Here is a 9,711-nt window from a genome sequence, read left to right as displayed (position 1 = left end):
ACTTTCAGTCAAACAGTTGTTGTTATCAAATTAATAACCCTCCTACTTCGTGTTTGCACACTTATGAGGAAACGTGTCGCACAAAGGATTATTTTATTAAGTTCTCTATGAATTATTTTCTTCTATCTCTTGGCTTTCTTCTCTTATTTGACCAATTAATGAAACTACTGAACCGACTGCTTGGACCCAACTCCCCGTAATCACTATAAGTTGTCCATCCTCCTCATCACCTTCCGAAATTTCCTCCACTTTATCCCGACTAGCTTTCAATTCCTATATCCCACCTATTGATGTAACACCACCTAATGCTTGTATCCAATTCCCTACAATTACTAATTTTTTTGTGTTTCATCTTCAAAGTCTATAATGAGTCCTGTTAGAACCGTTATATTACCAATTGATTGGATTTCGTTCCCAATCAATTCAAGGGATATTTCTCCTTGTCCATCAGCTTCCAGACCGTTCCCCGTTGCCTGTAATACATTCCCCCATATGTTCAAGTCTTTGCTTAATTCGCTGTTCAATCTTTTTAAAGGTGTACTCCCAATCGCAGCAATAATTGTCCCTACTGCAACAAACCAAGCGCTAGCTATCTCCTTAATCGGATCATCCATTCTCAATCTACCCCGTCATTAATTTATTACTTACAGGATATGAATTTGCGCATATCCATGTTAATATCCTACTTCTCTCCCCTTTAATAAAACTAAATATTACGTCAATAATATAGATGACATTAGATTTTTCTCCTTGTTCCCCCTTGGAGATGAGCAGTTAGAATGATTCTTCTTTATTTCTCAATATAAGGAGCCTTGGATTTTCATTAAAACTCCTGTAGTATATGAACAAAGAGTAAGGTAAGAGTTACTCTTTGCCATTTTAGGAGAGGTTCTGTTGGAGACAACAGGACCTTTTTTCGTAAAGAGATGGTTTTGTTTAATTTTTCACCACTAACCACAAAAATATCTTATAATCGTTATATACCGAATTAAATTAAAAGATTAGGAGTAGATCAAATGCCAGTTACACTAGAACTTATTCTTTTCATTCTTATAGCAATTAGTGCTGTTGGCTATTTAATAAAAGAATTTCAAAAAACTAGGAAAAGAAGACTTGGAATTTCAATAGAATTTTTGGTTCTTTTCTGGTCAATATGGAGAATATCGACTATCATAATCTAATTTGTAAAATATAATCTCCCCTGAATAAAACTTAATATTCCGTCAATACTACAGATAGGCTGTTAAACAGCCGGAAATCTCTTGTGTGTAACCTTACTAATCGAGACTTCCTTCAAGACTGAGCAGTTAGCTTTTGCTAGCTGTTTTTCATTTGAAATCAAATAGTGGTAAATGTGTCCAAAATAATGCCCCATTCATTTGGACACATTTACCACTATTTTTACCAAAAAAATTCATGATATGGTTAATTAGTCGAGTACGTCATTACTTGACGATTACCCTTAGAATCCCTGCAGACAAACGGGGGTTCTTTTATTTAAATAGCTTTTTGGTTAAAAGCCTTTCACACTTAAACTAGACAAGCATATGTTATTGTATGGAGACCTTCCAAGCATAGCAATCTACCTTTCAAGGAGCATACTTATTAGTGTGCTCTTTTCATTTGCTACTAAATAACGATTTTGTTAAATTTTTTCGCCTTTTAACTGGACAAGCATATGTTATTGTATGGAGACTTTCCACTCATAGAAATCTACCTTTCTTGTCAAAGAGCATACTTATATGTGTGCTCTTTTTCGCTTGTTATGAAATAAAGATTTTGTTCATTTTTTTGATACATTTATGAAACATTCATGTGTTATCTTCAGTAAGTCCTTTTAAAAACAGAAAGATTTATTATGTAAAAGACCCTAGTCCCCTCTAGGGCTTTTTACGTTCAAATAAGGATTTTATTAAAAAACTGCACATACATTAATCATGATAGGCTTTTCGATATGAGTCTTGGTCATAGGGCGCCTTAAAAAGCGCTCTTTATTTTTATAGTGACAGGCTCAATAACTCCAAGTAACAAATACAATATAAAAAATTCACTCATGAAAATCTGATTACGATTTTTTGAATTTTTTATATCTCATGAGACATTCACCTATCTTACTAAGAGTGCATATAAAAATGTGCTCTTTTTATTTGTTGTTAAATAGGAATTTTGTTTAATTTCCATTAACCGTTTTATCCACTTTACATATAGTAATATCACATGGAATTTCATAGGTTTCTCTGGACCAGTTACCTTGTATTCCTTGTGAATCTTGTGGAAAGAATCCGTTTATGATTAACGGGTTCTTTTATTTATTTTTCATACAACGATTATGCGTTGGGTTCATCAGTATGGTCCTGAATTGGACAAACGAATCCGTCGTCACCTCAAACAAATGACTCTTGGAGAGTCGATGAAACCTATATAAAAGTAAAAGGTCAATGGATAACTTATTCCTTACAATGGTAAAAGTGCTATAGGAATCTCGCAAATCCAAAAGTTATATGAATCATATTTTGAAGTTTTACGATATGAAATAAATGTCCTTGGATGGAAAGCAACCGAATTAATACATCTTATAGGTCGTCTAGGTGAATTCTTTTGTGTTCTTTATACGAATGACGAGCTATCCAAAGTGACTAATCAGCATGGATATGATTTCATCAAAGATGGGAGAAGAATAAGTGTTAAAACAACTGCCCAAGGAAAAGGTTTTATCACGATCAATCAAAATACATTCTACCAATTCGATGATTTCTTCGTAGTTCAGTACAAAGATGATGATTTGAAACTATTATTTTACGGGCCAAAGGAAGAAATTCCATCGCTTAGACCATATGGGAATAATTACGAGGTCAATATAAGCTCTTTAAAGAGAATAGAAAAGACACTCCTTTAAGAGTGTCTTTTCCTATATTTTTTTAGCAGAAGCAACTGCATCCGATAATGATTAATAGTATAAAGAATACAACGAGTAAAGCAAATCCGCCACCAAAACCGCAGCCTTCGCCGCAACTACCACCATAGCCCATAACAATAGTTCCTCCTTTAGATAAGAGGGTGAAACTAGAGTTCATTCCATGTATTTTAACGGGTTCACTTTACCTTATGTTTTTATGCCTGAATTAAGCAGGTCCTAAAAAAAAGACGCCATAAGGCGTCCCCCACAATTGGGTAGATAAGGTTTAGTTTTCTAATTTAAAGAAATTATGTATCACACCTTGAGAGTATATCATAATATCTATTAAATTTAATATTCTATGCATTATTACATAAAACAAAAGAGACCCTAATGTGCCTTTCTACTCTGTAACAAATTTAATTACATAGTACATAAAAAATAAACAAGATAGATATGCTAGTCTGCCAGCAATCAATTCTTTCATAAATTTCATAAGTATCACTTTGACAAGCAATGCTAAGAATAACGGTATAAACAGTACCATAGCAAGTTTGATTGCTATGGCATTTATAGCTGGGTTAAACGGTTCAAAATTAATTATGATATCCACTTATCTTTCTATTAATTCTTTTATCTTTATAATATAATTTATATTGTTTTGTCCACTAAAAAATGACACTTTAAGGTACCTTCCTCTCACTTAAACCACCCAAACTTTAAATTTTTACATTTCAATAGAAATTATTAGGAGGTTAATTTTCATTTTTATGTTAAAATATTCAATATTCATATTGATATTAGGGAGATGAATAGTATGTCTGGTGATTTCAACATGGATTCTAATTATTATGTAAGTGGTGCTGAAATCTTAGAGTTATTAGGTAGTTTAAGTCGTTTATTAATTGTACGTGAATTGGTTGTAAGTGGGACTTTAACAGTTTCTCAGTTGAGTGCTGCGACGCATATTTCGGAACCTATGATTTTACAACACTTACGCAAACTAACTATAGGTAATATTGTAATTAGTGAGCGCAAGGGTACAAGGCTTTATTGTAGAATAGAAGATAAGAAAATTATTGATATTATCGATTTATTAGGATTATTATATTAAGTTTTATTTGATGTCTTTTTTTGAATTTAAGCACTTTATAATTGAAACAATAACAAATAAAAAAGACACCCTAGGGTGCCTTCCTGCGACTTGAACCATCGTATTGTAATATGGTATCGGATGCCAATCCAATTATTATTTTACCACGTTAAATAATTTCGGTTATTGAGAAATAATAAAAGCCCTCTTTTGAGTGCCTGTTTCTAATTTATTACATCCTTAATTGATTGTAAATTGATTTGAATACGTGAATTCACCACGATATTTAATTGCAGCTACATAAGTACCACTTGTATAGCTATCTGTGATAGGAGTTTGCCAAATTTCTGTTCCAGGAAGAAATTCTGGTTCTATTGTTTGGAATCGTTCTAGGGTACCATTTGTGTGGACTTTAAAAATTTTCATTTGCGCACCAAAATGTTCTCTACCAAAGTGCTGTGTTAAGTAAAATGTATCACCAGTTATTAAATCCCCAATTTTCCAATCAGGTTGATATGTACTTTCCACGGAACTTTCCAGATCCACAATGGTTTTAAATCCCCAATCATCATTAAATGGATCTGAGTAAGCTGCAGTAACTTGTGAGGTAGGCTTAATCATTTCTATTGCAGTAAACCCGCTAAATGTTAACGCCCCAATTAATACTAATTTTCCTAATTTCATTATTGTTTCCCCTTATTAATTTTCAGAAATATTAAAAATCAGAAGTCATACACACATAATAATATAATTTATTGTATTATATTTCAAATATTTTCTAAACAAATCCATAAACATAAAAAAGACACCCTAAGGTGCCTTCCTCCGACTTGAACCATCTGAATTTTAATAATATGTATTGGACTCCTATCCGAATATTATCTTATTATTTCTCATGAAAAGAAACTCTCAGATTTCATCTGATGACCATATTTTGTGTGATTTTGTAAAAAAATGTAGAAATTTAAGTTGAAATATTACATTATTGTTAGGACTTATTTTTTATATATTAGGGGTTCTACCACATCGCTATCAAGCTAAGCTTATGCAAAGTCAATTTTAGGCGAGATTGTTTCTTTTTCTAAAGGGCAAGTGTAGGTGATTGAAAGATTTGCATACGAAATAAACCCTAACGGGTTTCACTTTTTTGAATTAAGCGGCTTGATTATCAGACATGGTACAATTGTAAACGACACCTAATATATCAAAGACCGTTTTTTTCTCATATCGATGAAATTTCCGCCCGTTTTGCTGTAGGAGATTGAACAGGCGGAGTAACACCTTTGATAGCTCTTGGGTGTTTTTTTGTATAGTTTGGAATAGAAGAAGAAAATAGTCTTTAATCATATATATGGCTTTATACTCACTAAGCTCTGGTTTTTTCTTCATGAGGAGCAATTGGCGCATTTGAAACATGATAGAAGAACAGAGTAGAATGGCAATCAATTGGCCATATAAATGGCACTCCAATCGTTCTGATTTTATCTTTTTACAATGATGGATTTGAAAGAATGACTTCCACGTTTTAAATAAAATTTCGATTTGCCAACGCAAAGAATACCAGTCATGTACCTGTCCCATCGGGACAATATCTGTAGAAGTGTTTGTCATATATACATTGATACCACTGAGTCGTTTACTACGAGGAGAATACTTCATTCCTTTCTTTTTTTCTCTTACAGCTTGATCTTGTAATCGTTTTTGTTGCTGTTGTTTTGTTAATCGATGGACAATTACACGAGCTGACACTTTATCAATCATTCCTACATAAGCATTAGCTATTTCCCATGTTTGTCCTGGCTGAAGGGAGTTCATTACCGTCTCCATATCTAACTGTATATACTCTGTACCTTTCTTAATTCTTCCATCTTGAAAATAATCAGGGTTAGGATTTTTTTGATAAATACGTGTATTCGACTTGATACGAGAAATATAGTAGGCCTCTTGATCTTGTATATATTGAAGGTCTTTTAAATGAAAATAACCTAAATCTCGGATACATAAATCATTCGCTGCCACAGTTGGGGCACACAGAGAGCCGTAAGTGCGATCATGTTGTTTACCTGGACCTGTATGAATATGTAGGAACTGTCCGCTTAACAAATCATACTCAAGCTGAATTTTTATCCCAGCTGTATGGCTGCATCCTCCTGCACCTGGATAAACCGATGAAAATACATCCGGGAGTTGAAATGCAGTTGAATCTAAGATACGAATACGCTTGAAAATAGAAGTATATGGAGAAGAAATTAGCTTAGCTGAAGATAACTTTTGGTTTAGAAGTTTGGCTAAAACTTGTTGTAGAAACTGGACGGCTGCGGCGTTAAATCTTTGATTTAGTCCTTCAGGACTGATGAGTACTTCTGTTGATACTTCTAAACAACTACATAACTGGGTTAAGGAAGTTTTTGCTACACTTTGGCTTAGCCATACGCATAAAGCTACTAACTCTTGTGCTTGATACTTACTTGTTCGCTGTACAAATCCAACATCTCTAGCTAGATTCTGTAAGGTATTTGGGGATAAAAGACTCTTTATCTCCTGTGCAAATAATTGTAAGTCGTCAGATACAGAATTAGACATACAAAAAACGCCATCCTTTCCTATAATTCTACAGTAAGAATAACGTCTTTTTTGCTTAATGAATAGTGTGAAACCTTAGCTTTATGGTAATGTGACCGTACCTCATGTAGTCACAGTTTTTATTTGTATTAAGACATTCGAAATGATTTGCCACGTAAAGCTGCTATGTAGCAAATAATAACTACTAAGCATAGGCTAACCATCACCAAATACAATTGTGGTGCAAAATGGATAATCAACCAGCCACCAAGCACTGGGCCTAAGAAGCCACCTAAGTTTTGAAATTGCATAAAACCAAGATATGTTGCTTTTTGATGCGCGGGTGCAATCATTTCGACTATAGCACTCGTCATTGGGAAAACAAAAATTTCACCAAGTGAGAACACAACCATACCGACAATAAAAAGTGTCCAATTATCAGCGAAGTGGAAGATTAACATACCAAGTGCTAATAGTCCGCCCCCGAAAATAAGACTTGTTTTGATTGCTACTTTTTCGCTTAAAATGCCGAGTGGCAATTGAAGAATTACGATTGTTGCAGCATTAATCACAATTAGAACTGAATATAATGCTACTCCGTCTGCCATAGTTAAATTAAGCAATTGTGGCATTGTTGCCTCTGTTTGCATATATACGAAATTGCAAATAACACTCGCAATAATGAGCAACATAAGTGTGCTATCTTGTAAAAGAACACGCATCAAGTCGCCAATATCTTGCGTAACATTGACCGTATTCTGCTCCTCTATACGTCGTAAAGTGATGACTAAGAAAATCGCATACAATAAGTACATCGTTGCAGTAATAAGGAATGGAAAACTTATTGATGATGCTTTTGAAATGACAATACCGAGCAAAAGGCCGATCACAGCTGATAAATTGATGGCAGTATATCGAATTGAAAATAGGCGACGACGCCTATCTTCGTCAGTATAGTCAATCATCAAAGCTTGTGAAGCTGGTTCAAAAAATGCACGACAGATACCGTTGAGAGCATTGCATAGAACGAATATCCAAACAGAGTTTGCGAATGCAAAGCCATAAAAGACTATACTCCAACAGAACATCGATATGATGATAATTTTTTTTCGGCCAAACCGGTCAGTAAAGAAACCACCGAAGAAGCCACCAAATGTCGCAGTCAATTGTGAAATACCGACTGCTAAACCAATCATAATTGGTGAGGCATGTAAATCATTTTGTAAATAAAGTGCTAAAAATGGTATCGTCATAAAGCTAGCTGTGCGGGCGAAGGTCGTACCACCGAGCAGCTGCCAGACGAGGGGGTGAAAATAATCCATAATAAAAACCTCCTGTATTAACATGCGTTTGCTTATGCTAGTATGAAGTGTGGAGTTAGTCTATAGTCAAGAGGAGTTTTTAACTTGGAGAGAAAAAACCTTAAAACCTTAAGTACAGGAGAATTTGCTAGTTATTTTGGGGTGAAAAAAGACACCTTGTTTTATTATGATAGAATCAATCTTTTTAAACCTGCCGGTAAACTTCCCAATGGTTATCGATATTATACCTACGATCAAATTAATACATTCTCAACACTCCAATCTCTTCGGAAAGTGGGAGTTTCGATTGAGGAACTAAAAGAATATCTTAATTCTCCCAACACTTACAAACTTGTTGAAATGGCAAAACAGCAGACAGTTCTGGTGGAAGAAGAAATTGAGAAATTAATTCAAATTCGTCGTTTCTTTAAGGGTATTATTTCAATGGAAGAAGAAAGAAAAAACGTTGAAGTTGGGAAGGTTTATATCCAAAAGACACAGAAAAAATCTATTTTCTTAAGCGATGTAAATTCGAAAAATAGCATGACCGATTTCGATTGGGTAAAACATTTTAGCAAGCAAATAGGCTTGTTTGTTCCTGCTCCTATTGGATCTGTGATAACAAGAGAGAGCCTGATTCAAGAAAGATATGAGGAGGTAGATCACTTATTTTGTTATAGTGATTTAGAAACAGGTCAATCAAAACCAGGAGGAATTTATGTCATATATTATCACCAAGGATCTTATAAAGATATTGAATCCGCATACCACAATATCACGGAATTTATCAAATCAGAGGGCTATGTTATTGAAGGAAATGCCTATGAAGATTACTTCTACAATCCATTAAGAACTAATAATAAGGAGGAATATCTTACTAAAATTAGTATACAGGTAACAAAGTGTTTAAAGAGTTAAAGCTATAATGTTATCTTTGTTTAGTAAAAATCAAAAATAGGAAAAACAATTGCAGCGAGTACTTTTAAAAAAAGTGATAAAAAGAGAATCGAACTTTATGTTTAGTAGGGCATACCCCATCATCAAGTTGAAATTTTAAAATACCCCCAAAACGAGAAAATTGTACGTTTTAATCTGGAGACGTCAATTTTCTCATTTTCGGGTATTTGCTTTTCTTAGCTTGATGGTGATGTGGCGGTACCCCGAATAGAGTAAACATCAAGTAACTCTAAAATATACAATAAAAATAGTAGGTGGGGAATATTTGACGCTTACACGAAAAGCATTTTCCCTATCGCCATCAAGTTAAAAAACTAATTATCCCACAAAACAAAAAATCGAGTTGAATTCACATAAATAACTGTAGAGAGATAAAAATTTGGTTCTGGGGGTACTATAAAATATTAGCTTGATGGGCATGGGGTAGCACCACATGCCCATCAACTTAAAAATATTAACTGCCCTCAAGAGTAAAAAATGCCATCCTTTCCTATGATTCTACAGAAAGAATAGCGTATTTTTTCATTTTAAGGAAATTTAGTTTTGTTAGCTTGATAGCGATGTGGCGGTACCCCTAATAGATGTCCCTTGTTTATCCATATAATTAAGTACATCCAGTTTATACTGAAGGGAATAGCTTGTATGGCATTTTTCAAAAGCTTTTTCACCTACTGCTTTATATTGCTTAACCCACTGTTGGATTACACTTGGATGAACCTTTATAGATCTCGCAAGTCTTTTCACTCCATCATTGCCATCTAAATACCTTCTTACCACCTCTACTTTTTCCTCTGGTGAAAATTTAACCATAAAAAGTACACCTCCAATTGTCTTTCGTGTCTAACAATTGGGGTGCACATCATAATTGGGCGGCTTTTTTTATTTCCTCTATTCAAAATCTA

The 9,711-nt window shown here is 34.1% G+C and carries 7 protein-coding genes and 4 pseudogenes; 4 read left to right on the top strand and 7 right to left on the bottom strand.

Annotated elements, in window-relative coordinates; all coding sequences use genetic code 11:
• Positions 1-105: 105 nt before the first annotated feature.
• Positions 106-614 (bottom strand): annotated as a pseudogene (locus ABH959_RS29290) (DUF6944 family repetitive protein).
• 1,691 nt (positions 615-2,305) lie between these two features.
• On the opposite strand from ABH959_RS29290, the pseudogene ABH959_RS29285 reads away from it, so the two are divergent.
• Together ABH959_RS29285 and ABH959_RS29280 are read left to right on the top strand one after the other, a co-directional pair.
• A pseudogene (locus ABH959_RS29285) lies at positions 2,306-2,445 on the top strand (IS6 family transposase); the annotation flags it as partial.
• Between the two features lie 19 nt (positions 2,446-2,464).
• Positions 2,465-2,896, top strand: a pseudogene (locus ABH959_RS29280) (DUF6998 domain-containing protein); the annotation flags it as partial.
• Positions 2,897-2,918: 22 nt separating this feature from the next.
• On the opposite strand, the gene ABH959_RS29275 reads toward ABH959_RS29280, so the two are convergent.
• Together ABH959_RS29275 and ABH959_RS29270 are read right to left on the bottom strand one after the other, a co-directional pair.
• Positions 2,919-3,029: a YjcZ family sporulation protein gene (locus ABH959_RS29275; protein WP_111917635.1), complete on the bottom strand. Its 111-nt coding sequence runs from the start codon at positions 3,027-3,029 to the stop codon at positions 2,919-2,921.
• Positions 3,030-3,299: 270 nt separating this feature from the next.
• Positions 3,300-3,509: a hypothetical protein gene (locus ABH959_RS29270; protein WP_404493557.1), complete on the bottom strand. Its 210-nt coding sequence runs from the start codon at positions 3,507-3,509 to the stop codon at positions 3,300-3,302.
• Between the two features lie 204 nt (positions 3,510-3,713).
• Between ABH959_RS29270 and ABH959_RS29265 the strand changes: the two genes are divergently transcribed.
• Positions 3,714-4,010: a metalloregulator ArsR/SmtB family transcription factor gene (locus ABH959_RS29265; RefSeq protein WP_002068911.1), complete on the top strand. Its 297-nt coding sequence runs from the start codon at positions 3,714-3,716 to the stop codon at positions 4,008-4,010.
• 219 nt (positions 4,011-4,229) lie between these two features.
• On the opposite strand, the gene ABH959_RS29260 is transcribed toward ABH959_RS29265, so the two are convergent.
• The 3 genes from ABH959_RS29260 to ABH959_RS29250 form a co-directional block, all read right to left on the bottom strand.
• Positions 4,230-4,673 (bottom strand): DUF5065 family protein, encoded by a 444-nt coding sequence (locus ABH959_RS29260; RefSeq protein ID WP_151304161.1) that lies wholly within the window; start codon positions 4,671-4,673, stop codon positions 4,230-4,232.
• Between the two features lie 468 nt (positions 4,674-5,141).
• The gene (locus ABH959_RS29255; protein ID WP_404493555.1) at positions 5,142-6,572 is read right to left on the bottom strand and encodes an IS4 family transposase; all 1,431 of its coding nucleotides are present in this window, start codon (positions 6,570-6,572) and stop codon (positions 5,142-5,144) included.
• A gap of 128 nt (positions 6,573-6,700) precedes the next feature.
• On the bottom strand, positions 6,701-7,873 hold the full coding sequence (locus ABH959_RS29250) for an MDR family MFS transporter (protein ID WP_000384374.1): 1,173 nt from the start codon (positions 7,871-7,873) through the stop codon (positions 6,701-6,703).
• Positions 7,874-7,957: 84 nt separating this feature from the next.
• Here ABH959_RS29250 and ABH959_RS29245 point away from each other — a divergent pair, with 84 nt between their 5' ends.
• Positions 7,958-8,770 carry a MerR family transcriptional regulator gene (locus ABH959_RS29245; RefSeq protein WP_000440177.1) on the top strand — a complete coding sequence of 271 codons (813 nt, stop codon included), beginning with the start codon at positions 7,958-7,960 and terminating at the stop codon, positions 8,768-8,770.
• A gap of 603 nt (positions 8,771-9,373) precedes the next feature.
• On the opposite strand, the pseudogene ABH959_RS29240 reads toward ABH959_RS29245, so the two are convergent.
• A pseudogene (locus tag ABH959_RS29240) lies at positions 9,374-9,619 on the bottom strand (transposase); the annotation flags it as partial.
• Between the last annotated feature and the right edge of the window lie 92 nt (positions 9,620-9,711).

The organism is Bacillus sp. RC51 (genome assembly GCF_044908115.1).
Lineage (GTDB): Bacteria > Bacillota > Bacilli > Bacillales > Bacillaceae_G > Bacillus_A > Bacillus_A mycoides.
The sequence above is the reverse complement of the archived record's forward strand: the minus strand, read 5'-3'. Positions and strand labels throughout refer to the sequence as shown.